This is a genomic window from Corynebacterium sp. HMSC074C01 (assembly GCF_001814605.1).
Lineage (GTDB): Bacteria > Actinomycetota > Actinomycetes > Mycobacteriales > Mycobacteriaceae > Corynebacterium.
In genome coordinates this window covers 1-23,045 of the sequence record NZ_KV817279.1, presented here as the reverse complement: position 1 = coordinate 23,045, position 23,045 = coordinate 1, and the positions used below count along the sequence as shown (strand labels likewise).

Annotated in this window: 20 protein-coding genes; 10 read left to right on the top strand and 10 right to left on the bottom strand. The window is 60.2% G+C overall.

Annotated features, from left to right (window positions below; translation table 11 throughout):
• Positions 1-13: 13 nt before the first annotated feature.
• From HMPREF2978_RS06310 to HMPREF2978_RS06300, 3 genes are all read left to right on the top strand, one after another.
• On the top strand, positions 14-547 hold the full coding sequence (locus tag HMPREF2978_RS06310; protein ID WP_070526551.1) for an NUDIX hydrolase: 534 nt from the start codon (positions 14-16) through the stop codon (positions 545-547).
• Positions 548-663: 116 nt separating this feature from the next.
• Positions 664-1,758 carry a DNA alkylation repair protein gene (locus tag HMPREF2978_RS06305; protein WP_070526554.1) on the top strand — a complete coding sequence of 365 codons (1,095 nt, stop codon included), beginning with the start codon at positions 664-666 and terminating at the stop codon, positions 1,756-1,758.
• 188 nt (positions 1,759-1,946) lie between these two features.
• The gene (locus HMPREF2978_RS06300; RefSeq protein ID WP_246818735.1) at positions 1,947-2,528 is read left to right on the top strand and encodes an META domain-containing protein; all 582 of its coding nucleotides are present in this window, start codon (positions 1,947-1,949) and stop codon (positions 2,526-2,528) included.
• A 34-nt stretch (positions 2,529-2,562) separates the two neighbouring features.
• On the opposite strand, the gene HMPREF2978_RS06295 is transcribed toward HMPREF2978_RS06300, so the two are convergent.
• Positions 2,563-3,531, bottom strand: coding sequence for an SLAC1 family transporter (locus HMPREF2978_RS06295; protein WP_083298982.1), 969 nt, complete (start codon positions 3,529-3,531; stop codon positions 2,563-2,565).
• Positions 3,532-4,249: 718 nt separating this feature from the next.
• Here HMPREF2978_RS06295 and HMPREF2978_RS06285 point away from each other — a divergent pair.
• The 6 genes from HMPREF2978_RS06285 (at position 4,250) to HMPREF2978_RS06260 (ending at position 10,744) form a co-directional block, all read left to right on the top strand.
• On the top strand, positions 4,250-6,100 hold the full coding sequence (locus tag HMPREF2978_RS06285) for an HtaA domain-containing protein (RefSeq protein WP_070744666.1): 1,851 nt from the start codon (positions 4,250-4,252) through the stop codon (positions 6,098-6,100).
• Positions 6,101-6,110: 10 nt separating this feature from the next.
• Positions 6,111-7,157: a heme/hemin ABC transporter substrate-binding protein gene (locus HMPREF2978_RS06280; RefSeq protein ID WP_070526568.1), complete on the top strand. Its 1,047-nt coding sequence runs from the start codon at positions 6,111-6,113 to the stop codon at positions 7,155-7,157.
• Positions 7,138-8,181, top strand: coding sequence for a FecCD family ABC transporter permease (locus HMPREF2978_RS06275; protein WP_070526571.1), 1,044 nt, complete (start codon positions 7,138-7,140; stop codon positions 8,179-8,181). Before HMPREF2978_RS06280 ends, HMPREF2978_RS06275 begins: the two co-directional genes overlap by 20 nt.
• On the top strand, positions 8,181-8,975 hold the full coding sequence (locus HMPREF2978_RS06270) for an ABC transporter ATP-binding protein (protein ID WP_070526572.1): 795 nt from the start codon (positions 8,181-8,183) through the stop codon (positions 8,973-8,975). Before HMPREF2978_RS06275 ends, HMPREF2978_RS06270 begins: the two co-directional genes overlap by 1 nt.
• On the top strand, positions 8,968-9,933 hold the full coding sequence (locus HMPREF2978_RS06265; protein WP_070744664.1) for an HtaA domain-containing protein: 966 nt from the start codon (positions 8,968-8,970) through the stop codon (positions 9,931-9,933). The genes HMPREF2978_RS06270 and HMPREF2978_RS06265 overlap by 8 nt, the downstream gene beginning before the upstream one ends.
• Before the next feature lie 169 nt (positions 9,934-10,102).
• A complete protein-coding gene (locus tag HMPREF2978_RS06260; protein WP_070744662.1) occupies positions 10,103-10,744 on the top strand; it encodes a biliverdin-producing heme oxygenase in 642 nt (213 codons plus the stop codon).
• A gap of 177 nt (positions 10,745-10,921) precedes the next feature.
• On the opposite strand, the gene glnA is transcribed toward HMPREF2978_RS06260, so the two are convergent.
• Positions 10,922-12,355, bottom strand: a complete 1,434-nt coding sequence (glnA, locus tag HMPREF2978_RS06255; RefSeq protein ID WP_070526582.1) for a type I glutamate--ammonia ligase — start codon at positions 12,353-12,355, stop codon at positions 10,922-10,924.
• A gap of 129 nt (positions 12,356-12,484) precedes the next feature.
• Here glnA and HMPREF2978_RS06250 point away from each other — a divergent pair, with 129 nt between their 5' ends.
• On the top strand, positions 12,485-12,919 hold the full coding sequence (locus tag HMPREF2978_RS06250; protein ID WP_070744660.1) for an RDD family protein: 435 nt from the start codon (positions 12,485-12,487) through the stop codon (positions 12,917-12,919).
• 265 nt (positions 12,920-13,184) lie between these two features.
• Here HMPREF2978_RS06250 and HMPREF2978_RS06245 read toward each other — a convergent pair whose 3' ends face one another.
• The 8 genes from HMPREF2978_RS06245 to sucB all read right to left on the bottom strand — a co-directional run.
• Positions 13,185-13,970, bottom strand: a complete 786-nt coding sequence (locus HMPREF2978_RS06245; RefSeq protein ID WP_070526587.1) for a DUF4191 domain-containing protein — start codon at positions 13,968-13,970, stop codon at positions 13,185-13,187.
• A gap of 42 nt (positions 13,971-14,012) precedes the next feature.
• Entirely contained in the window at positions 14,013-15,086 is a 1,074-nt protein-coding gene (gene lipA, locus HMPREF2978_RS06240) for a lipoyl synthase (RefSeq protein WP_070526590.1), read from the bottom strand.
• 109 nt (positions 15,087-15,195) lie between these two features.
• Positions 15,196-16,002, bottom strand: a complete 807-nt coding sequence (gene lipB / locus HMPREF2978_RS06235) for a lipoyl(octanoyl) transferase LipB (RefSeq protein WP_070526593.1) — start codon at positions 16,000-16,002, stop codon at positions 15,196-15,198.
• Positions 16,003-16,071: 69 nt separating this feature from the next.
• A complete protein-coding gene (gene gcvH, locus HMPREF2978_RS06230) occupies positions 16,072-16,464 on the bottom strand; it encodes a glycine cleavage system protein GcvH (protein WP_070744658.1) in 393 nt (130 codons plus the stop codon).
• A gap of 42 nt (positions 16,465-16,506) precedes the next feature.
• Positions 16,507-17,619 carry a glycine cleavage system aminomethyltransferase GcvT gene (gcvT, locus tag HMPREF2978_RS06225; protein WP_070526600.1) on the bottom strand — a complete coding sequence of 371 codons (1,113 nt, stop codon included), beginning with the start codon at positions 17,617-17,619 and terminating at the stop codon, positions 16,507-16,509.
• Between the two features lie 3 nt (positions 17,620-17,622).
• Complete coding sequence (gene gcvP, locus HMPREF2978_RS06220) at positions 17,623-20,490, bottom strand: aminomethyl-transferring glycine dehydrogenase (protein WP_070744656.1); 2,868 nt, start codon at positions 20,488-20,490, stop codon at positions 17,623-17,625.
• Between the two features lie 83 nt (positions 20,491-20,573).
• The gene (locus tag HMPREF2978_RS06215; protein ID WP_070526606.1) at positions 20,574-21,719 is read right to left on the bottom strand and encodes an MFS transporter; all 1,146 of its coding nucleotides are present in this window, start codon (positions 21,717-21,719) and stop codon (positions 20,574-20,576) included.
• A gap of 258 nt (positions 21,720-21,977) precedes the next feature.
• On the bottom strand, positions 21,978-23,045 hold a 1,068-nt coding region (gene sucB, locus HMPREF2978_RS06210; RefSeq protein ID WP_070744654.1), incomplete at its 5' end, for a 2-oxoglutarate dehydrogenase, E2 component, dihydrolipoamide succinyltransferase.

Sequence of the window (23,045 nt, the reverse complement as noted above, 5' to 3'; positions counted from 1 at the left end):
TAAGATGAAACCCATGCCTACTCCTGATTTCATTGTGTCCCTGCGTGAGAAAATCGGTCACGAGCAGCTCTTTTTGCCCAGCGTGACCGCGGTTATCGTGCGGGCGGTTCCTACCGGTTCTGCGATATGGGAGCTGCCTTCAGTGCTGCTTGCCCAGCGTGCCGATAATGGCACGTGGGCTCCCATCTCCGGTATCTGTGAGCCGGGTGAGGAGGTCACGGCGACTGCACTGCGTGAGGTCAAAGAGGAAATTGGCCTCGATGGTCGCATCGAAGCGCTCCTCGGCGTGGGCCAGGTGGGCCCAGTAGTCTGCCCCAATGGGGATAAGTGTCTCTACATGGATACCTCCATCCGGGTCTCCGTGCCGGATGATGCGGAGCCGGTTATCTCCGATGAGGAGAACCTAGCCGCGCAGTGGTTCTCTGTGGCGCAGATGCCGACGTCCGTCAGCGCCCGCAACCGCATGATCATCGGGGATGCAGTGGCGCAGATGAAACACCCGCAGGGCTTCCGACCGCGGATGGGGTACGTTAAGCGTTCGTCTTAATCAGGCTTTCTCCATGAGCGTTGATGTGAGGGCACTAGATCTAAGTGGCGGATCGATGCGCCAGCCCTCAATCCTGCGGCAAAAGAGTTTCTCCGCGCCGGGTAACATGCACAACTATGGCTCCCAAAATGAAGGACTACTTCAACGCTGACACGGCACAAAAACTCGGCGCACAGCTTGGAATTGACGGCGAAAAATACGCCGCATGGATCGCGCCACGCGTCGAGGATCTGGAGATTCTGGACCGCGTGACCGTGTTCGCGCAGGGGCTTCGGGAACAGCTTGGCGGGGATTATGTAGGGGTGATTGGAGGGATCATCGATAAGCTTGGGCCCGAGCTTGCGGAGGGGGAAGGCTACTTCAACCATGCATTTCATCTGTGGCCGGTGAGCCGCTTCATCGAGCTGTACGGGATAGATGAGCCGGAGGTTTCTTTAGACGCAATTGAGGCGCTCACGAGGGTGTTCACCGGTGAGTTCGCGGTGCGTCCCTTCTTGGAGCGCTACCCGGAGCTGACCATGTCCCGGGTGCATCAGTGGGCTGGTTCCGACAGCCACAACGTGCGTCGCCTGGCTTCCGAGGGCATCCGTCCGCGTCTGCCATGGGCGAAGGTGCACGCGCCGTTTGTGGAGGACCCCTCGCCGATCCTTCCGGTCCTGGACCGGCTGTACGACGATGCGTCGCTGTTCGTGCGCAAGTCCGTAGCCAATAACCTCAACGATATTGGCCGCACGCACCCCGAGTTGGCGCTTGCCACCGCGTCGCGTTGGGCAGATAGCGGATCGTCGCACGCAGCGTGGGTGGTGGAACAGGGGTTGCGTGGGCTGATCAAGCGCGGCAATAGGGAGGCCCTGGAGCTTGTTGGCTTTTCTCCGTCCACCGCCGTCACCGCCACCCGCCCCGAGTTCCCTCACACTGTGGCCATTGGTGAAAAGGCGACTCTTTCAACGACACTCACCAACACCGGCGATGCGCCCGCACATGTGCTTGCAGAGTATCGCGTGCACTTTCTGAAAAAGAACGGCACCCGACAACCCAGCGTGTTCCGCCTCGGCAAATACACGCTTGAACCGGGTGAAACCCGAGTGGTGACCAAGACGCACCCGTTTCGGATCACCAGCACGCGCACCTACTACCCGGGCATGCAGGGACTCAGCCTGGTGATTAACGGCCGCGAAGGCGAGCACGTGGAATTTGAGCTCACCCAATAGCGCAGGTCTTGCCGCGTCATTCAGATTGTGAATGCGCTCCATTCGGCGATGCAGTCCCCGGAGCTGCCTTTTCTGCATGCGAGGACGCAGCCCGCAAAGGGGTGAGAGTGTTGGAGTTGCCGCAAAATATCATCAGAAACGCATGAAATGGGTTGAGGTTGGTGCCCGTGCCCGATAGCTTCGGGGTCATGATTTCACGCACGCTGAAGAAAGTAACCACTGCAACTGCGTTCGTCGCCCTCGCCGGCGGCGTTCTGGGTGCCGGTACTGCCGGTGCGCAAGAGATGTCCTCCGCCGACTCTGTGAAGACCAGCCAGATTCAGGAACTGAGCTCGCGTCTGTTCGGTGACTCCTTCTCCTCCTCGAAGGATTCGGAAGCACCGGAAGGCTCTGGCTTGATTGAGAAGTACGAGGACGTTGACGGCCTGCAGGACAAGCTGCCGGCTGATGAGGCTAAGAAGGTTCTCATCGGGACCTTCACCGCAAAGAAGAACCCGGAGATCTCCGTGACCTTCAATGACGACGGAACGCTGACCTTCAACGATGGCTGCAACTCCGGTGGCGGCAGCTACAAGCTGGACCAGACCGATGCCGTCGTGGTGGAGAACCTGAACTCCACGATGCGTGCCTGTGCCCCGGAGGAGATGGCTGATGCCGATGCACTCAACGCCATCCTTTCCGCAAAGCCAGTGGTCATCCCCGTAGAGGGCAACACCTTTGCGCTGGGCAGCCAGGGCCAGGTCATTCAGTTTGAGAAGGCTGAAAACTAAGGTTCCTTCAACGCAGAGACAGAGCGCGGCGGAGCTAGTTCGTGATTGGGCTAGCTCCGCTTCCTTGTGCGCGCCGTCCTTCGATGAGCCAGCTTATGAAGCGGCAGGAACAGGCAGACCAGTGCGCGATGAGGAGTACCGGGATGCTGAGCGCGATGACGTCGAGAAGCTCCGAGCCATTCACCAGCGCTACCTGGTGCCCGCCCATGCTGACCGTTCCCGGTGGGAAGGTGCACGCCCACCAGGCAGGAGAGTAATCCACCCAGCGCGCCACGTTGGGGTAGAAGGTGAACATGGCATAGAGCGCGAGGGGAATGGCGATCGCCATGGCGGTGAGCCCGTAGTAGACAGAGAAAGTGCCGGGGTAGAGGATCTGCATCGCGGTAGTGGATTGGCCCACCACGCCCAGCGGAACCCAGGCCGTCGCGGAGTTGGCACCGGTGAGATTGACTTTGCCGTGCCAAGCAGCCCAATACACACGGATAAAGACGGGGACCGCGGTGGAGATCGACATGACAAAGAGCACTGTGCCCATGACGTGGTAGGCATGTCCGTAATCCAAGGCGAGGAAGCCGGCTACGGAGGAGGAAATCATGGGCCCGACCAGCGGCAGGCCCCAGGTAAAGCGCGGCTGGCCGTCGAAGCGGGTGAGCTGAATAGCCCACGTGATAACGGTGACGGGGCCGCCTATCCAGAAGCCCACGAGGCGGAAGGCTCCGATATCCGTCAATCCCGACAGCGCCGCGCCGAGCGCCAGGATGCCGATGAAATACATGGACCACTCAGCCATGGAGGTTCGCGCAAAGCTGGGCTGGCGGTATACCGCGAAACCAACTGTCAGCACGAGGAGGATGACGCAGGACAGTGCCGCGAAAACAGCGGAGGCTGTCAGCATGCCTTCCTCAACGAGTAGCCGGGAGACGATGGAGGTGCCCATGAGGCTGCCGCCCCACGCGGGGCCGGGTGGTGGCAAGTGGCGGAATTTGTCAGTCACAGCTGGCATGGTAGCTGTAGTGCCCGCCTACTGTCCCGTTGCTGTGCTGAACTTTGCGGAACCGGCACACCTGTGTGATGGGCAACCCGCACCTAGCTTTTGCTCGTTTCAACGATTTTGCTCTCAGTGCCACGGAACCTTGGTAGGGCTACAGGTTTACATTAGGTCCTACAGGCGCAGCTGAGCGTTGAGCCTGTAGGACCGGCATGTACCACGTCACAGCGGCTGCCAGGATGGCTATTGAGCAAGCACTCCATACGAGAAACTCATCAGGGGTAAACCACCAGGCGGCCACGGCGAGTGCGCCGAGTGCGAACCACAAGACAGGGATGAAGGGGCTAGGTGCCTCCGCCCACGGTTCTTGGGGAAACCGGCTACGTGCTTCAGTTCGGATGCGCCGGGGAGTTTTTCGGGAAAGCGCCCAAACGCAGCCGACAACAAACGCCAGTCCTGCACCGGCGATGAGTAGATCCCCTTTCACGCCGCCGAACATAAACACACCGACGGCGAACGCTAAAGCCGCGCGTTCGGACAGCGTCGGGGGGAACTTTTGGGTCGGATCTACGTCTGGGTAAATGCTCCTGAAGATATCTGTGCGGGGGTGGCTGTGCATGCTGTTTTCTCCCGTTTGGTTGATGTGTTGACAAATCTGTTAATTTAGGTCAGGATTACCTAACCAAGGTAAGCCTAGCCCATAGCCCTATCTGGATGAAACAAGGTTCTCAACATGATTCGCAATCTCTGGCGCTCAGCATGCGGTGTGATGATCGCAGCTCCCCTCGCTCTCGGCGCCGTTCCATTTCTTAACACTGTCCCGGTAGCCCACGCAGAGACTTCCTGCACGTGGTACTGGGGGATCAAGCAATCCTTCCGAAGCTACATCAAGGGCAATATCGCCCGCGGTGGCTGGGGCGCCAGCGGCATCGGCTTTAGCGGTGATGAAAAAGGCAACGGCGCGTTTGTGTTCCAAGCCAGCACGCCCACTGCCTCAGGCGGTATTGTCACGATTCCCTTCCAAGGCACGTTGAACTTCACGGGACATGACGGAGTTCTCGACATGACAATGTCGGATTTCAAGGTCATCGCCTCCGGCGACCAAGCAAAAATCACGGTCGACTACGTTTCCTATGAACTGAACCGAAGTGACTACACCCGCGGTGCCCAGATTAAGGGTGACGACGAGGTCATCGCCACCATTAGTCTGCAAGAGCCCGTCAAGGACAGCGGCACGGCAGTGAACCTAGCAGGATCCACGTCCCTTAGTGCCGGGGGCGTCAAACTTTTCACGGGCTTCTATGAGCAGGGCGAAGAACTCGATCCTTCCTCAGGCACCATTGCATTGGACGGATCCTGTTCTGGCTCCGGCGGCGCAGGCAGCGATGGATCTGGCTCGAAACGCCAGCTGAACTCCATTACCGGAAACTTTACGGGCTTCAACAAGGAAGCCATGGCTATGTTGTCCGAAACCAACGACACCATGAACGGTATCACCACGTTTATGGGCAATACACAGTCCTTCTTGGACGAGTTGGACTCATTCAAGAAGCGGGGCAACACTACCTCGGGGGCATCCGGGGCGTCGGCTAGCACGTCGTCTGGAACCTCCACCTCTGGTAGCACCACTACTTCGGACTTAAGCGGCAACGGCCTTCCAGAAACAGCGGCAGCTGGCAGCGGAAACAGTGGTGGAGCATCAACGGCTAGCGGGTCGAACTCCGGCGCTACGGGTGCGACGGGCTCGGTTGCAGCAGCGTCTGGAGCATCCGGTGCAGCCAACGAAACGTGCCAAGCCACCGGTGTTACCCAAGCGACGGCGCAATGGGGAGTGAAGAAATCATTCCAGTCCTATATCACCGGCTCCATTGCGCAAGGAAAATGGCAGCTCTCGGGCGTCGGCTATAGCAACGGTCGATTCCAGTTTTCCGGGAACTCCGGCGCAGTCAAGGACGGCGCGGGTTCCGTGCGCTACGGCGGAAGCATCCAGTTCACCGGCCACCACGGCAAGCTCGACCTCAATATTGCGAACCTAGAAATCTCCTTCAACGGTAAAACCGGAAAACTAATCGGCGATGTGCGCTCCTCCAACATGGAAGGCGAGAAGAAGGACTTCGGACGCACCGCCATCGCCGACCTGAATTTCACGTCTCTGGATGTGGGAACAGATGCCGTATCGGGCGAAGCAACAGTATCCCTGACTGACGTTGGCTCCAAGGCCTTTGCCGAATTTTACGAGCCTGGAACCCAGCTGGATCCGTTAAGTTTCAACGCCAGCCTGGGCGGAAACGCCGATTGCAACGACACTGTTGGCGGCACTAGTGGTGGCAGCTCGTCCAGTGCGGGAGACAGTGCCGGCTCCGGGTCGAAGGGCAGTGGCGGTGTCAACTCCGAAGCAGTAGACAACGCGCTGGCCAGTGATTCGTCGCAGGGCTATGAAGATGGTTCAAAGAAATTCCAGATCAAGTCCGCGGGCTCCGCGAACGGCACCACCGATGACCCAGTTACCTACCTCCTCCTGTTCATCGCCGGGCTCATTATCGCCGGAGGCTCCACCAGCCGCCTCATTATGAACAACTCCTAGAAAGATCACCGTGAAACTTCTCCTACGTTTCCTTATCCCGCTTCTGTGCATCGTGGGATTGACTGCCTGTGGCGTGCAAGGAAGCTATACAGACCAGCTACCGGACCCGCAGGACCTTTCCGACCCGCGCTCCTTCGAAGGCGTTACTGAGGTCAGTGACTTCGCCGATATCGAGCCCGTAAGCACTAAAGTCCAGCCCGTACTTCCGGTGGAACTTACTGACGCTGATGGTTATGACGTCACCGTCACGGATGTCTCGCGGATTCTGGCGCTGGATATTTATGGGACCTATACCAAAACGCTGAGCGGCTTGGGGCTTGCGGACAACATCGTTGGCCGCACCGTCTCTTCCACTGAACCGAATCTGGCGGATCGTCCCGTCGTGACTGAAGGCGGCCACAATATCAATGTTGAAGCAGTCCTGGAGCTTAATCCGACGCTCGTTATTGTGGACCACTCCATTGGACCCCGTGATGCGATCGATCAGATCCGTGAAGCAGGTGTGACAACTGTGGTCATGGAACCGCAGCGGACCATTGACTCGGTGGGCGAAGACATCATCACGCTGGGTGAAACCGTCGGGCTTCCGGACGAGGCCCGCAAGTTATCAGAGCGCTCCATCAAGGAAATTGATGAGTCGAAGGAAGCCATTAAGACCATTGCCCCCGAGGAGCCAATGCGTATGGCCTTCCTCTACGCCCGTGGGAACGGTGGCGTGTTCTTCATCATGGGGGAGGGGACCGGCGCCCAAGACCTCATCGAAGGAATTGGGGGCATCGACCTCGCTGCGGAGAACAACCTTTCTTATGCCGAACCTGCTAACGCAGAAGCGCTGGCCCGCATCAACCCAGAGGTGATCATCATGATGACCGATGGTTTGAAATCCACTGGCGGAGTCGGCGGGCTACTGGAACGTCCTGGTGTGGCTCAGACCATTGCTGGTCAAAAGCATCGCATCGTCACCATTCCTGACGGCCAGTCCCTGGCCTTCGGCCCCATGACCGGTCAGACATTGGTCAAACTCGCAAAGGCTGTATATGACCCAGACAATGCATAGCGACGTCTTCACACGACGCCGCACTCAGCGGATATCGGTATTCGTATCCTTAGTGGTGCTTGCTGTTCTAGCGGGACTCATCTCGATCGCCCTCGGACAGTATTACGTTGCACTTTCTGATCTGTTCCCGATTCTGGCTTTGGGGCCGGGGCAAGAGTCCCTCACAGCCAGCGTGGTATGGAATATTCGCCTGCCGCGCTTGGTCTTGGGGCTCTTCGTAGGCGCCGCTCTAGGCGTTGCCGGCACGTTGATGCAGGCCATCTTTGCCAATCCTCTGGCGGAGCCATCCATCATCGGAGTGACCTCCGGTGCAGGTGTTGGGGCGTCTGTAGCGATCGTCTTCAACCTCACCTTCGTGGGAACTTTCACTGTGCCAGCGCTGGCTTTCTTGAGCGCACTTTTAGTTACCTTCATCATCTACCAACTTGCACGCCATAACGGTCGCGTCACGGTGGTTCACCTGATCCTCACGGGCATCGCCATTAATGCAGTGTGCAATGCAATCATCTCCTTCATGGTGTACCTAACACCGACTGCCAACCGGGAAGCCATCATCTTTTGGCAGATGGGTTCCTTCAACGGCTCGCAGTGGAAGCACGTATGGGTTGTTCTTCCCATCGTTCTTATCGGTATAGCAGTAGCCCTGCGTTTGGGCAGGCAACTTGACATTCTTGCGCTGGGTGAACGCGCTGCTGTGCACACTGGCGTAGATGTGTCTGTGTTGCGCATTGTGGCAATTGTGGCGTCCGCAGTGCTTACCGCAGCAGCTGTGTCCTTCGCCGGCCTCATCGGCTTTGTTGGGCTCATCGTTCCCCACTTGTTGCGCAGCATCGTAGGACCGCAAAATCATATCCTCATTCCTGCATCCGCCCTGGGCGGCGCGGTGCTAATCGGCTTTGCGGATGTGGCCGCACGAACCTTGATTCCCTTTGCGGACCTCCCAATCGGTATTTTTACCGCCTTAGTTGGCGGACCGACCTTCTTCATCCTGTTGCGCCGCATGATGCGAAAGGGGGTGCACTGATGCTGAACGTGGACAACCTCACCGTCCAAGTCGACGGGGCTACCCTCGTTGACAGCGTGACCTTTAATGCCCGACCAGGCGAGGTTACCGGACTAATTGGCCCGAATGGTGCGGGGAAGTCAACTGTCCTTGGCGCGATCGCGGGTGATATCGACTTCTCCGGTGAAATCAGTGTCGGCGGTTTGTCGCCGAAGACCTCGCCCCGTGAGCTCGCACGCAAACGTGCGGTGATGCTTCAGGATGTCTCGGTGTCCTTTGAATTTCTGGTACGCGATGTTGTCGCGATGGGCCGCCGCCCTTGGCGCGGAACGCCCCACGCCGAACTTGACGAGCAGTTTATCGAAGCCGCCCTTGAAACAGCTGGAGCCGCGCATCTCGCCGGACGCGATATCAGCACGCTTTCCGGTGGTGAACGTGCGCGGGTGGCCTTTGCCCGTGTTCTTGCACAAAATACTCCAATAATCCTGCTGGATGAACCGACAGCGGCCCTCGATATCCGCCACCAAGAACAGTTACTGGGTTCTGTGAAAGCCCTAGCCCGCGAGGCAGGAGTAACCGCACTCGTGGTGCTCCATGACCTGAACGCGGCAGCCGCATATTGCGATCACATCGTGTGCGTCTCATGCGGGGGGATCGCAGCTCAAGGGCGCGTGGCGGAGGTTTTCACCGGTCCCATCTTGTCAGAGGTGTACGGCTGGCCGATCTCCGTCAACGGGCTGCAGGTACAACCACAGCGTGCCACGCCCACAATCAATTCACTTTTCTCGCATCAACTGGAGGACTTCCATGTTTAAAAAAATCCTGGTGACCGCTATCGCAGCGACGGCGATTACTGTGCCGCAGGCAACCGCGGCAGAAGCAGAATCATGCACCATCGAATCCGGCACTATCAACTGGGGTGTTAAGCACTCCTGGCGTTCCTACATTAAGGGGCGAATCGCTAAGGGTGACTGGGAGACGACCGGAACGGTGAAGGAGGACGGCGATCCGACGGGCAGCGATTTCACCTTCGGCTTCGAAGTCGATCCCGCGACGTCCACAGTCTCTGTGGACGAGGCCGGCAATGTCACTGCATCGAAGATCAAGGCTAAAGACTCTTCGATTACGTTCACTGGCCACCACGGAGCGCTGTACTCCAAGATGACCAACCCATTCGTGCAGACCGAAGGTGATAAGGCCCAGCTCGGCTCCGGCTACGAGGCCTACTTTGTTGAAGGCAAACACATGACGCAGTACACCCCGGAGGACCGCGTTGAGGCCAACAAGCGCACAGGTGAAGGGGCGTTCGGGAACGGTAAGGCACAGTGGAGTAAGGACGGGGATACCCTTACGCTTTCTGCTTCCGACGTTATGTACGAGCGGCAGCCCGGAACGAACGATTCTGGTGATGTTGAGGGCGTCGACTACCTGTTCATGGGCATGTACGGTTCCGACTACAACCCGGAGGTGGATAGTGCGCAGGTAACCCTCAAGGTCGCCCCGGGCTGTGGACAGAAGAAGGAAGAAGAAAAGGATTCTTCGGAGGGCGAGAAGCCGCAGAACCCGTCGGACAGCGAGCAGCCGAAGCCCCAGACGCCTTCGGAAGATAAGAACCTTAGCTCGGGTGAGAACTCCTCTTCTAGCTCGAAGGTCACCAACTTCTGGAACTATTTCCTAGGCATTGCGACTGTTGGCAGCATGATCGCAATTCTGTGGCAAGCATTTGTTAAGTCCGGTGCTTTTAACAGTGCGCGTGTTTTCTTTCAGCGATAAACCCTAAGACACACTGCTGACAGTTCAAGAACGACGTAACGGGTGTGGGGTGCCGATGAGAATTGGTGCCCCACACCCACGTCAGCCTAATCCCCTTAATTTTCGATTTTGAGTTTTTCTAACCTCAACTGATTTGTAGTTTTTCTAAATAACACCGTGGAGAAGAACAGTGACTACCACTCTCAATAAACCTTTGTCCGTTGCGTTGCGTGAGGCGACTGCGCGTGCGCATGAGCATGCGGAGAATTCGGCATTCATGCAGCGCCTGTTGTCAGGGGAGCTCAATAAGTCAGCCGTGGCTGATTTGGCCGGCCAACTGTGGTTTGTATATGGAGCTCTCGAGAACGCCGTTCGCAGCGTGGCGACTACTCCCATTGCCGGTGCGGTAGCGGATCCGCGGTTGGAACGTCGTCAAGCACTGGAAGCAGATCTGAAAGTGCTAGTCGGCGAAAACTGGCGTGAGGAGATTCGCATTCTTCCAGCGACGAGGACCTATAGCGCGCGCTTAGAAGAAATAGTGGGCAAGCCAGTAGAAGTGGTAGCCCATCACTACGTGCGCTATCTCGGTGATATTTCCGGTGGGCAGGTGATTGCAGCGCGCCTGGGAGCCCATTACGGAGTACCTCCTGAGGCACTGAACTTCTATGACTTCACGTCGATTGGAAAAATCCCACCTTATCGTGCGGGATACCGCGAGCGCGTGGATAGCCTGGAGCTTACCGTTGAACAGCGTGAAGTCATGCTCTCGGAGGCCGAGCGGGCTTTCAACTTTAATTCGGGTATCTTTGCTGAATTAGGGCGCCTCTATTAGCCGGCGGAACACTCGCCTGCGTGGCCGGTAGCCCCTGTAGTTAGTTTCAGAAGCTGCGCCATTGGGCTCTCGCGTGCCGGGCTCAACATGACACAACCCACGGAATCCGTGAAGGAAACCGTGGGTTGTGTCTTGTCGGAGGGTGCTAAAAGAAGGGGTCAGATACCCACATATCCTTTAGCAGTCGTAGTACATCTCAAATTCCTGCGGGGTCGGGCGCAGGCGGACCGGTGCGATCTCGTTCTCACGTTTGTAGTTGATGTAGGTCTCGATGAGATCCTCGGAGAAGACATCGCCCTCGGTGAGGAACTCGTTGTCTTCCTCAAGTGCTGCGATGGAGGCCTCCAGGGAGGTCGGTGCCTGCGGGATGGAGGCGGCCTCTGCCGGCGGCAGCTCGTAGAGGTCCTTATCCACCGGAGCGTGCGGCTCAATGCGGTTCTTGATGCCATCGAGGCCCGCCATCATCATGGCAGCGAAGCCAAAGTAGGGGTTGCCCGACGGATCCGGCGCACGGAACTCGATGCGCTTGGCCTTCGGGTTGGAACCGGTAATCGGAATACGGATAGCAGCCGAGCGGTTGCGCTGCGAGTACACCAGGTTGATCGGAGCCTCGAATCCCGGAACCAGGCGGTGGTAGGAGTTCAACGTCGGGTTCGTGAACGCCAGCACAGCCGGTGCGTGGGCCAGGATGCCGCCGATGTAGTAGCGAGCCATGTCGGACAGACCGGCGTAGCCGGCCTCATCGTGGAAGAGCGGCTTGCCGTCCTGCCACAGGGACATGTGGGCGTGCATACCGGAACCATTATCGCCGGCCAGCGGCTTCGGCATGAAGGTTACGGACTTCCCGAACTGCTCCGCGGTGTTCTTGATGATGTACTTGAAGGTCTGAATATCATCAGCCGCGTGCAGCAGGGAGTTGAAGCGGTAGTTAATCTCGTTCTGGCCGCTTCCCACCTCGTGGTGGAAGCGCTCGATAACAAAGCCTGCCTTCTGTAGCTGCTCCACCATGGCGTCGCGGACTTCGCCGTGCTTGTCGACGGGTGCCGTAGGGAAGTAGCCGCCCTTCACGCGAGTCTTGAAACCGGTGTTCGGGGTGCCATCGAAGTTGGTCTCAGAACCGCGGTTCCACCAGCCCTCATCGGTATCAACCTCGTAGAAGCCGTTGTGTACGTCGGTGCCGTAGCGAACAGAGTCGAAGATATAGAACTCAGCCTCGGCGCCGAAGTTACAGGTATCTGCGATACCGGTGGAGGCGAGGTACTCCTCAGCCTTGCGGGCGATGTTGCGCGGGTCGCGGCTGAAAGGCTCCAGGGTGAACGGGTCGTGGACGAAGAACTTGATGTTCAGTGTCTTCGCGGTACGGAAAGGATCCACAAAGGCAGTCTTCGGATCCGGCAACAGCGTCATATCGGACTCATCGATGGTGGTGAATCCGCGGATGGAAGAACCATCAAAAGCGAGGCCTTCGGCGGCTGCATCTTCAGTAAATTCCTCGGCCGGAATAGAGAAGTGGTGCTCAGTGCCGGGGACGTCCGTAAACCGGATGTCAACGAACTTGACGTCCTCTTCCTTGATGAATGCGATGACGTCCTGGATTGTCTCAAAGGACACGGTGGTCTCCTGTTGGTTGACGTGTAGTACTCCCGACTAGTTTACAGGTATTGGCTTCGTTACCGGGGTGTCTGGGGCACCTAGAGGTAAATTTTCTGCTTCGCGGAGCCGACAGCTAGATTGGTGAGCATGGCAGATAACAACGACGGCTTTGAGCACGGGCAGTGGCCTGGGCAAACATTGGGCTTGCCTAAGGAGGGCTCAGGCGCTCTGGCTTCTGTAATGCGGCGCACTTTTGGCGTCCTCATTGACTGGATTTTGGCGATGATCATCGCCAACCTTCTCGAACTCGTTACGGATTCGCTCGGCGGTCCAGCTTTCTTGGGCTACGCCGTGTGGGTGGTCATGGGCATCGTGTGCGGTTGGCTCTTCGCCCGCACTCCGGGAATGGCCATTCTCGGCATGGGCGTGGCGCGTCTCGACGTGCCGGGCACTTCTGTCGGTTTGTGGCGGGCGGCGGTCCGTACGCTGTTGACCGCTGTGCTTTTCCCCGCAGCGATGGTTGATGCCGACGGCCGTGGCCTCCACGACCGCGCCACCGGCACCGCCGTCATCATGGTCTAAAGCTTGGTCAGCGCTAGCCGGTCGTATCCACCACAGATGCCCCACAAATGGTTCCCCTGAAAAGGTTTGTTTGGGGGCAAGCAAACCTTCTTCATAACGCTAGATGGTTTACTTGGGGTCAAGTAAACCATCTGAGTAGAACCATCTGACGAAACCTGGTCACGAAGGCTAGGACGGTCCTAAAGCAACGAAGAACCGCAAGGTAAAGAAGGGGTCCCTTCCGAGAATCTCGGGAGGGACCCCTTCTTGTGTGGAACAAGGTAGCTTATTTGCCGCCCTTGCGCTCCTGCATGCGGCGCATGCGGCGGTTCATGCCCGCCATGTTCTGAGCCTGTCGGGGCATCGGGCCCTTGGGCAGACCCGGGGTGGTGCCCGGAAGATCATCCATGGCCTCGATGCGGCGAATGTTCTCGTAGGTTTCGTTCTTGTTGTAGTTGCGCGGCAGCTTCATGATGTGGGTGCGCAGCTTGGACACCGGAACCTCATCCTCGCCATTGCCCACGAAGACCTCGTACACCGGCACGCCGCCAGCCAGGCGGTCGACGCGCTTCTTCAAACGGTTGAGAGTAGGGGCGACGCGCTTGCGGTCACCCTCGACGACGAAAATGACGCCCGAGTTACCAATCACGCGGTGAACCAGATCCTGCTGGCGGGTCGCAGCCACGCCCGGCTTAACCTTCCACACCACACCAACGGTGTTGCGTAGCTGCTGCTCCAAAGCCCAACCGGCGACACCAGGTTGGTCTTCCACCTTCTTGTACATGTCGCGCTCAAGGCGGCGGGTGAACAGGAACATGGCGAGCATCGCGCCAAGACCCAAGCCAATGATGAGCATGAACCACTGGCCGTTGAAGAGCATGCCGATAAGGAAGAAGAGCAAGCCCATGCCCAAGAACGCAGCCAGCATGATGGGGATGAGAGCCTTGTCCTGCTTGCGCTGCATGTTGAACGCTTGCCACATCTGTGACCAGTTCTGCTTGCGCTGGGCGCGCTTTGCTGCGCGCTCCTGCTTCTTCGCTTCCTTCAGCGATGCCTTGTCGTCGTTAGCCATGGCTCCTACTTTAGAGGTCAGAGGGTCAAAAAGAGAATCGAACTAGCGAATAGTGGACGCCGCAGAGTTCGGGTTCGCTGCACCAGTCGGGGTCTTAACCATGCGCGTGGTCACCGGAGTTTCCTCGGAGGGGCCGTACTTCTCCAGAAGCGTGGAGGCCTCCTGGGCGGTAGCACCCTGGGAAGTCTCAGCCAAGTGCTTCAGGTTCTCCGGAAGCTCAAGCCCGCGGGCTTCCATGGCCTGCACGTAGAGGCGGCCAGCGCGGTAGGAGGAGCGGACCAGCGGGCCGGACATGACGCCGCCGAAGCCGAGCTCCTTGGCCAGCTTGGAGTGCTCCACGAATTCCTCCGGGCGCACCCAGCGCTCGATCGGGTGGAAGCGCGGGCCGGGGCGCAGGTACTGGGTGATCGTGATGATGTCGCAGCCTGCCGAGCGCAGGTCGCGCAGTGCTTCCTCAATCTCCTCGGCGGTTTCGCCCATGCCCAGGATGAGGTTGGACTTGGTGATCAAACCGAAGTCGTGGGCCTGGCGGATGACGTCGAGTGAACGCTCATAGCGGAAGGCCGGGCGAATGCGCTTGAAGATGCGCGGTACCGTCTCCAGGTTGTGGGCGAAGACCTCAGGGCGGGCTTCAAAAACCTCTTGGAGCAAATCCGGCTTACCGGAGAAATCCGGGGTGAGGTTCTCCACGCCGGTGTGTGGGTTGAGCTCATGAATCTTGCGCACCACCTCGGCGTAGAGCCAGGCACCCTCGTCGGGCAGATCATCGCGGGTCACGCCGGTGATGGTGGTGTAGTTGAGATCCATCTCCTGGATGTTCTCGGCGACGCGGCGCGGCTCGTCGCGGTCCAGTTCCGCTGGCTTACCGGTAGCGATATCGCAGAAATCACAGCGGCGAGTGCACTTGTCGCCGCCGATGAGGAAGGTAGCCTCGCGCGATTCCCAGCACTCATGAATATTGGGGCAGCCAGCCTCCTGGCACACAGTGTGCAGAGAAGCACCAGACACGCGAGATTTCATGTCCTCATAACCAGGGCCGGTGCGAACCTGGTTGCGGATCCAGCGTGGCTTCTGTTCGATGGGCGACTCCGCATTTTTCTTCTCAATGCGGAGCATCTTGCGTCCTTCAGGCTTAACAGTCACGGAACCTCACTTTACGCGTTAGAGTTAGCTCTTCCTAATACAAGTCCTGCGAGAGCCGGGTTTATTCCACCGAGGGTATCTTCTATTTTCCTTCAGCTGCTTTGCGGGCTTGGCGCGCCTTCTCGTTGGCCACCTTGATGGGATCAGGCGCCGAAGCAAAGGTGTGGTCGGCCACGGTAAGTTCGCCGGAAAGGGCTTTGAGGAGGGCGTCGAGAAGCGGCGCTTCCGCTTCCTGAATGGTGACCTCGCGGCCAAGCTCTAGCGAGAGGGTTGACACGTCGGCATCGTCGATGCCGCAGGCGACGATGTGCTCGTAGTATTCCAGGGTATTGGTGCAATTGAGGGCGAGGCCGTGCATGGTCACGCCGCGGGTAATGCGGATGCCCAGGGCGCCTAGTTTGCGGTCGCGCTTCGGAGCGGCCGGATCGGCGGCGCGGGTGGTGGAGGGGACCCACACGCCAGAGCGGCCATCGATGCGCCCGGCGGTGCTCACGCCGAGTTCACGGACGGCCTGGATGATGGCTTCCTCGAGGCGGCGGACGTAGTCAACGACGTCGACCGGCTCCGCCAGCTTGATAATGGGGTAGACCACCAGCTGGCCCTCACCGTGCCAGGTGATGCGCCCGCCGCGGTCAACGTCAATGACCGGCAGGCCATTATCGGGCATATCTTCCGGCTGGGTGCGCTTGCCGGCGGTGTAGACGTTGGGGTGCTCCACTACGAGGATGACATCCCCCTGCGTGCCCGCCGCCCGCGCCGCGGCGAGCTCGGCCTGCAGATCCCATGCTTCTTGGTAACCCATGCGGCCCAAGCGGCGGATCTCCAGTGGCTCGTCAGAAGCGCGGATGGAGCGGTCGGCGGGAAAGAAAGGTTCGCGGGGAGCAGTCATGAACCCAATCCTAAACCCCGCGATAAATCAGCCCGAAAGGGGCTGAGTGTGCGCTGCTCAAGCGTTGTTTTAGTCAACGCCGTTGGCGGAGGCGTATTCGTCGGCGGTCATCAGCTCGCCGACCTCAGAGACCTCGACCTCGAAGAGCCAGCCCTCACCGAAGGGATCGTTGTTGATGATTGCGTAGTCATCGTGCACGGCCTCGTTGACGGCGGTCACGGTGCCGGTGACAGGCGAGTAGAGGTCAGACACGGACTTGGTGGACTCCACCTCGCCGCAGGTCTCGCCGTGCTCGACGGTATCGCCCACGGCCGGCAGCTCGGCGAAGACGACTTCACCCAGGCGGTCAGTGGCCACGGAGGTGATGCCGATGCGGACGGTGGAACCAACGACGGAGTCAGCGGTGGCGTTGATCCACTCGTGGTCCTCGGAGTAGGAGAAATCGGAAGGAAGGTTAGCCATGAGAAGAGGTGTCCTTTCGGTAGTTGACTTCAGTAGTGGAGTTTACTTATCGCGCTTGTAGAAGGGCAGCGCGGAAACCTCGAAGGGGTAGCGCTTGCCGCGGATATCCACCTCGACGGCCGCACCCGGCTCGAGGCCAGCTGCGGTATCGATGAGCGCGAGTGCCACAGGGTGCCCCAGGGTGGGGGAGGGCTGGCCGGAGGTCACCGTGCCTACCTTGTTCTCACCCACGTAGACCTCGGAGCCCGCACGGGCCGCGCGGCGCTGGGAAGAGACCAATCCGGTGATAACGGCCTGCGGGCCTTCCTCAGCGCGCTGGCGCAGCACCTCAGAGCCCACGAAGTCCTGCTCCTTCTTGGCAAAGGCGCGGGACATCCCGGCTTCTACCGGGGTGATATCGCGGGTGAGCTCATTGCCGTAGAGCGGCATGCCCGCCTCCAAGCGCAGGGAGTCGCGCGCTGCCAAGCCGCAGGGCTTAATACCGTATTCCTCGCCGGCCTTGAGCAGCTCTTCCCACAGCTCCGGGGCATCGGAGTTGTAGACGATGAGCTCGAATCCGTCCTCGCCGGTGTAGCCGGTGCGGCAGATAAACGCGTACTTGCGGGCCACCTTGCCGGTCATCGCAGCGTAATAGGGCAGGTCCATCACGGCCTGCTGCTTGGTGTCCTCCACCAGCGGGACGAGGATCTCCAGCGCCTTCGGGCCTTGGACAGCAATCATGGCCACATCGCGGGACTCGTTCTTCAGGTCCACGTCGAAGCCCTCAGCGCGCTCGTTGAGGGCCTCCCACACGGTGTCGGCGTTGCCGGCATTGGGCACGACCAGGAACTTGGTTTCTTCCAGGCGGTAGGTGATGAGGTCATCCATGATGCCGCCATCCTCAGCACAGATCATGGAGTACTTCGCCTTGCCCTCCTTGAGAGGCACCAGGTTGGAAATGAAGCAGTAGGAGAGGAACTCGGCGGCGTCTGGGCCGTTGACCCAGATTTCACCCATGTGGGACAGGTCGAAGAGGCCCGCGGCATTACGCACCGCGCGGTGCTCCTCAAGCTCGTTGTCATACTTCAGCGGCATTTCCCACGGCCCAAAGGGCGTGAAGGTAGCGCCGAGTTTCTCGTGCTCAGCGTGCAGCGGGGAGTGCAGGTAGTCAGTCATTGATTAAACCTCCTGGTTCTCGTCGGTGTAGTCAAAGGCCTCTGGCGGCGGGCAGGTGCACACCAGGTTGCGGTCACCGTAGGCCTCGTCGATGCGGCGTACCGGCGGGAAATACTTATTAGCGCGCAGGGAGGTCACCGGGTAGGCGGCCTGCTGGCGGCTAAAGGCAAAGTTCCACTCGTCGGCGGCGACGGACTCGGCGTTGAACGGTGCATGGTGGATGACGGAGTCCTCGTAGGCCACCTGGCCGTCGATAATCTCCTGGATTTCGGCGCGGATGGAGCGCATAGCCTCGATGAAGCGGTCCAGCTCACCCAGGTCCTCGGACTCGGTGGGCTCCACCATGAGGGTGCCGGCGACCGGGAAGGACAGGGTCGGCGCGTGGAAGCCGTAGTCCACAAGGCGCTTGGCCACATCGGCGGCGGTGACGCCGGAGGCGTCGGTCAGCGCGCGCAGGTCAAAGATGCATTCGTGCGCCACCAGGCCGGCATTGCCCGTGTACAGAACCGGGAAGGAATCCTTGAGGTTCTGCGCCAGGTAGTTCGCGCCGAGGATGGCGTGGCTCGTGGCTTCCGTGAGCCCTTGCGCGCCCACCATGGCCAGGTAGGACCAGGAGATTGGCAGCACGCCGGCTGAGCCGTAGCGCGATGCGGTGGACGGCACGCCGGTTCCCTCCACGGCCGGCTGCGCCGGGTCCAGCTGGGGATCGTTGGCATCCGTCGGCAAGAAGGGCACCAAGTGCTTGGCGACGCCCACCGGGCCCACACCCGGGCCACCTCCGCCGTGCGGGATGGTGAAGGTCTTGTGCAGGTTGAGGTGGGAAACATCGCCACCAAAGACGCCCGGGCGGGCCCAACCAGCCAGCGCGTTCATGTTCGCGCCGTCGATGTAGACCTGGCCGCCGGCTGCGTGGACCTTGTCGCAGACCTCGCGCACCTCGGGGTCGAAGACACCGTGGGTGGAGGGGTAGGTAATCATGATGCCGGCGACGTGCTCGCCGTGCTGCTTGAGCTTGGCGTCGAGGTCGGCGACGTCAATGGAGCCGTCGTCAGCGGTCTTGACCACGACGACGCGCAGGTTGGCCAGGGTCGCCGAGGCCGCGTTGGTGCCGTGCGCGGAGGCCGGAATGAGGATGACATCGCGGCCGTGATCGCCATTGGCAACGTGGTAGCGGCGGATGGCCAGCAGGCCGGCCAGCTCACCCTGGGAGCCGGCGTTGGGCTGGATGGAAACCTGGGCGTAGCCGGTGATTTCCGCGAGCCAGGACTCGAGCTCGTCGATCAGCGCGCGCCAACCAGCGGTGGTCTCTTCCGGGGCATACGGGTGGATGCCCGCGAACTCCGGCCAGGAGATGGGCTCCATGGCGGAGGTGGGGTTGAGTTTCATCGTGCACGAGCCCAGCGGGATCATCGTGCGGTCGAGGGCCAAGTCCTTATCCGCCAGGGTGCGCAGGTAGCGCAGCATCTGGGTCTCGGAGTGGAGGGAGTTGAAGATCTCGTGCTGCAGCGGAGCCTCGGAGCGCTGCACGGAGGACGGAATCTCGAAGGAGCCAGACGCGGCTGGCTCGGAATCAGCGGAGTCTGCGGCGCCGAAGGCAGCGGCCAGGGTGTTGACATCCTCGTTGGTGGCGGACTCGCCGAAGGAGACCGAGACCTTGTCCGTGCCGATGGCGCGCACCAGGTAGCCCTGCTCCTGCAGCTGAGCCTTGATGGCGGCGGCAGCCACGCCTGTGACAGTCACGGTGTCGAAGAAGTCACGGGAGATAATTTCCTTGCCCGCGTCGGTGACTGCTGCAGCGAAAGCAGAAGCGCGGTCGTGCACACGCTGCGCAATCTCCTGCAGCCCCTGCGGGCCGTGGTAGACGGCATACATGGAGGCCACATTGGCCAAGAGGGCCTGCGCGGTACAGATATTGGAGGTCGCGCGCTCGCGACGGATATGCTGCTCGCGGGTCTGCAGGGCCAGACGGTAAGCGGGGCGGCCGGCGGCGTCCTTGGACACGCCCACGATGCGGCCCGGAAGCTGGCGCTTGAGCTTATCCGTGACGGACATGAAGGCCGCGTGCGGACCACCAAAGAAGAGCGGGACGCCGAAGCGCTGCGAGGAGCCGAGGACGATGTCTGCGCCCATCGAACCAGGTGCTTCCAGAAGGAGCAGCGACAGCGGGTCAGCCACGACGGCAGCCAGGGCGCCGCGGGTGTGCAGCTCCTCGATGGCAGCGCGCGGGTCGACGATATCGCCTTCGGTTCCGGTGTAGGCCAGAACTGCGCCAACGAGGTCTTCGCCGACGATGCCATCGCGGACATCAGCAATCTCGACCTCCAGCTCGATGGCTCGGGCACGCTCGGCGGCCACGGCGAGAGCCTGCGGGTGCAGGCGCGAATCCAACAGCACGCGGCGGCCCTTCTTCACCGCGCGGGCCATCAGACCCACGGCTTCGGCGGTGGCGGAGGCTTCGTCGAGAAGCGAGGCGTTCGCGATGGGCAGTCCGGTGAGGGACTCAATCATGGTCTGGAAGTTCAGCAGTGCCTCGAGGCGGCCCTGCGAGATCTCCGGCTGGTAGGGCGTGTAGGCGGTGTACCAGCCGGCATCCTCCAGCAGCCCGCGGCGAATGACCGCCGGGGTGAGGGTATCGGAGTAACCCTGGCCATAGAAGGACTTCAGCACGACGTTCTGGGAGGCGTACTCGCGCAGCTTCGCCTGCGCATCATCTTCGCTCAAAGCCTCCGGGAGGTTCAGCGCTTCGGTAGCGCGGATGGAGGTCGGCAGGGCGGCATCGACCAGCGCGTCTATGCTGTCATAGCCCACTGCCTTGAGCATCGTCTCACGCTCAGCTGCATCGGGGCCGAGGTGACGAGAGATGAAATCCATATGGTGAATCTCCTTCGTGGCGATAGTTTGTGTGACCTAAACTGCCCACAAGTATAAGGCGTATGCCATGACATTAACCCCGGTTACCCCTTAAAGCGGAGGCGCAGCGCCACGGCAGTCAGCGCCGCGACAGCGAGTCCAATGATGAAGGCGGTGGAATAGCCTGTGACAGGGCCCAAAAGCGAGAGAATGAAGGGGGCAAAGAAGCCCAGATAGGTCAGCGAATAAAACACCCCCGTTGCTGCCCCAAGCTCCGCCGGGTGCGCGATGGCTTGGGTTTCCGCGAGACCGCTGAGCATGCCAATTCCATAGGAGCTGCCCATGATGATGGCCGCGAGAGGCAGAAGGAAAACTGCCCAGTTATATTCCGCCGCGGCGAGGATGACGAGGCACAGGGCCATGCCTATAGCGGCTAGCACCATGCCGTGGAATGCCGTGACGCGAATGCGGCCCGCAAGCTGTTGGATTACCACGCCGCTGCCCATGGTGAGTAGGGCACACAGGCCAGCGATGAGAATGGGGTGGCGCAAGTGCTCGCTGAGCTGCGCGGGCAGGAAGACGAAGGCGGTGGTGGCGGAGCCGAAGACCCACGGTGCATAGGCCACGACCGGTAGGTAGCGGGGGCTAAGCAGGCTGGTGGGGATTAAAGAACGGCGCGATGAAGCCGTTTGGGCAGATCTCTGTTCTGGCACGGTCCACACGAGGGGGACCACGACGAGCGCTAGGCCGATGTGCAAGAGATAGGGAAGGACGGTGGGCCAGGGGAGGAACTCTGCGGCGATACCGGCAACGCCAGGTGCTGACGCGAAGCCAGCTGACAAAGCAATGGAAGAACGCTTCGCACCAACGCTGAGGTGGGTGCTGAGCTCCTTGATCCACGCAGCGCCGGAAGACATAGCGAAACCCACGGCGGCGCCAGCACACAAGCGGCCGATCAACAAGGGGAGAAAGGCGCCGCCTGCACCGCCAAGGAAGACCAAGGAACCAGTGGTGGTGATGAGGACGGCCGGGCGCATGATGGCGCGGCGGCCCAGCGAATCGGAAAGTGGGCCGCCGATGAAGAGAGCCACCATGATGCCGAGGGCATAAATGCCGAAGAGGAAGGTCGTCTGCAGAACTCCCAGCTCGGTGGTGACTTGGTAGACCACGACCATCGGTGCGAAGAGATTAGCGCCGCAGGCGACGAGAAACATGCCGAGTGCGACGCGGAACCACTTCTGAGAAATCATGCGGCACAGTCTAGTGCGCTGAATCACAGTGGTCAGGTCTTGGTGGCAAGACGCTTAAAGAAAACGCGCCAAACTGCCAAAGTTAGCGCCTGAAAACCGGGGCAATAGTTTTGGCAGATAGGGCAGTTGCGGCGCCACTGAGCGATGTCACCGAGCTGTGTTTGCGGGGGTGGAGGAAAGCCGGGTGGAAAACGACGAAGCTCCCCCGCCACAGTGGCGGGGGAGCAGGCCTCTTAAGACTTGGAGTCTTGTTAAGCCTTAGAGGTCAAGGTCGGCTTCGAAATCTGCGGTTTCGAGGCGGTCCTTGATGGTCGTGACGAAGCGACCAGCGTCGGCACCGTCGACCACCTGGTGGTCGTAGGTGAACGGCAGGTAGCACATCTGGCGGATGGCGATGGCGTCCTGGCCATCCTCGGTGACGACAACCGCGCGCTTGGTGATAGCGGCGGTGCCCAGGATGCCAGCCTGCGGCGGAACCAGAATCGGGGTATCCAGCAGGGCGCCCTCGGAGCCGATGTTGGTCACAGTGAAGGTTGCGCCGGTCAGATCGTTCGGCTTGAGCTTGTTGTTGCGTGCCTTGTCAGCCAGCTCGGCGATCTTCTGGGCAATCTCCGGCAGAGTCAGATCTTGCGCCTTGTGGATGACCGGGGTTAGCAGGCCGCGCGGAGTATCCACGGCGATGGCCACGTTGACGTCAGCGTGGTAGGTCATCTCCTTGGTCTCCGGGTTGTAGGAAGCGTTGACGTTCGGGTGGGATACCAGAGCCTCAACAGTTGCCTTCACGATGAACGGCAGGAAGGAGAGGTTGGCCTCGTACTTATCAATGAACGCCTGCTTGGACTGCTTGCGCATATCCCAGATGGCGGTCATATCGACTTCCTGGACGTGGGTCAGCTGAGCGGAAATCTGGAGGGCCTCAACCATCTTGGACGCCGTGATCTCGCGGATACGGTTGACCTTCTGGGTGGTGCCGATGAGCTCCTGCTTCTCCGGATCCACGGACTTGGTGGACCAGCGAGCACGCGGGTTGCTGGAGGATGCGCTAGCGGAGGAAGCCGGAGCTTCACCCTCGCCAGCAGCGGCCAAGACGTCCTGCTTGCGGATGCGGCCGCCGACGCCAGTGCCAGAGACAGTGGAGAGGTCCACGCCGTGCTTTTCAGCCAGCTTGCGCACCAGCGGGGTGACGTACGGGACGTTATCGCCGTTGTTGACCTTGGTGGAAGTCTCGGATGCCTTCGGCTCCGAGGGCTGGGAAGCAGCAGGCTTCTCTTCGGCCTTCGGCTCTTCCTTCTTCTCTTCGGCCTTGGGCTCTTCCTTCTTTTCTTC

What these genes read in the sequence shown, in the direction of transcription:
- HMPREF2978_RS06310 (WP_070526551.1), top strand. Translation starts at nt 14, where the DNA reads ATGCCTACTCCTGATTTCATTGTGTCCCTGCGTGAGAAAATCGGTCAC.
- HMPREF2978_RS06305 (WP_070526554.1), top strand. Translation starts at nt 664, where the DNA reads ATGGCTCCCAAAATGAAGGACTACTTCAACGCTGACACGGCACAAAAA.
- HMPREF2978_RS06300 (WP_246818735.1), top strand. Translation starts at nt 1,947, where the DNA reads ATGATTTCACGCACGCTGAAGAAAGTAACCACTGCAACTGCGTTCGTC.
- HMPREF2978_RS06295 (WP_083298982.1), bottom strand. Translation starts at nt 3,531, where the DNA reads ATGCCAGCTGTGACTGACAAATTCCGCCACTTGCCACCACCCGGCCCC.
- HMPREF2978_RS06285 (WP_070744666.1), top strand. Translation starts at nt 4,250, where the DNA reads ATGATTCGCAATCTCTGGCGCTCAGCATGCGGTGTGATGATCGCAGCT.
- HMPREF2978_RS06275 (WP_070526571.1), top strand. Translation starts at nt 7,138, where the DNA reads ATGACCCAGACAATGCATAGCGACGTCTTCACACGACGCCGCACTCAG.
- HMPREF2978_RS06270 (WP_070526572.1), top strand. Translation starts at nt 8,181, where the DNA reads ATGCTGAACGTGGACAACCTCACCGTCCAAGTCGACGGGGCTACCCTC.
- HMPREF2978_RS06265 (WP_070744664.1), top strand. Translation starts at nt 8,968, where the DNA reads ATGTTTAAAAAAATCCTGGTGACCGCTATCGCAGCGACGGCGATTACT.
- HMPREF2978_RS06250 (WP_070744660.1), top strand. Translation starts at nt 12,485, where the DNA reads ATGGCAGATAACAACGACGGCTTTGAGCACGGGCAGTGGCCTGGGCAA.
- HMPREF2978_RS06245 (WP_070526587.1), bottom strand. Translation starts at nt 13,970, where the DNA reads ATGGCTAACGACGACAAGGCATCGCTGAAGGAAGCGAAGAAGCAGGAG.
- lipA (WP_070526590.1), bottom strand. Translation starts at nt 15,086, where the DNA reads ATGCTCCGCATTGAGAAGAAAAATGCGGAGTCGCCCATCGAACAGAAG.
- lipB (WP_070526593.1), bottom strand. Translation starts at nt 16,002, where the DNA reads ATGACTGCTCCCCGCGAACCTTTCTTTCCCGCCGACCGCTCCATCCGC.
- gcvH (WP_070744658.1), bottom strand. Translation starts at nt 16,464, where the DNA reads ATGGCTAACCTTCCTTCCGATTTCTCCTACTCCGAGGACCACGAGTGG.
- gcvT (WP_070526600.1), bottom strand. Translation starts at nt 17,619, where the DNA reads ATGACTGACTACCTGCACTCCCCGCTGCACGCTGAGCACGAGAAACTC.
- gcvP (WP_070744656.1), bottom strand. Translation starts at nt 20,490, where the DNA reads ATGGATTTCATCTCTCGTCACCTCGGCCCCGATGCAGCTGAGCGTGAG.
- HMPREF2978_RS06215 (WP_070526606.1), bottom strand. Translation starts at nt 21,719, where the DNA reads ATGATTTCTCAGAAGTGGTTCCGCGTCGCACTCGGCATGTTTCTCGTC.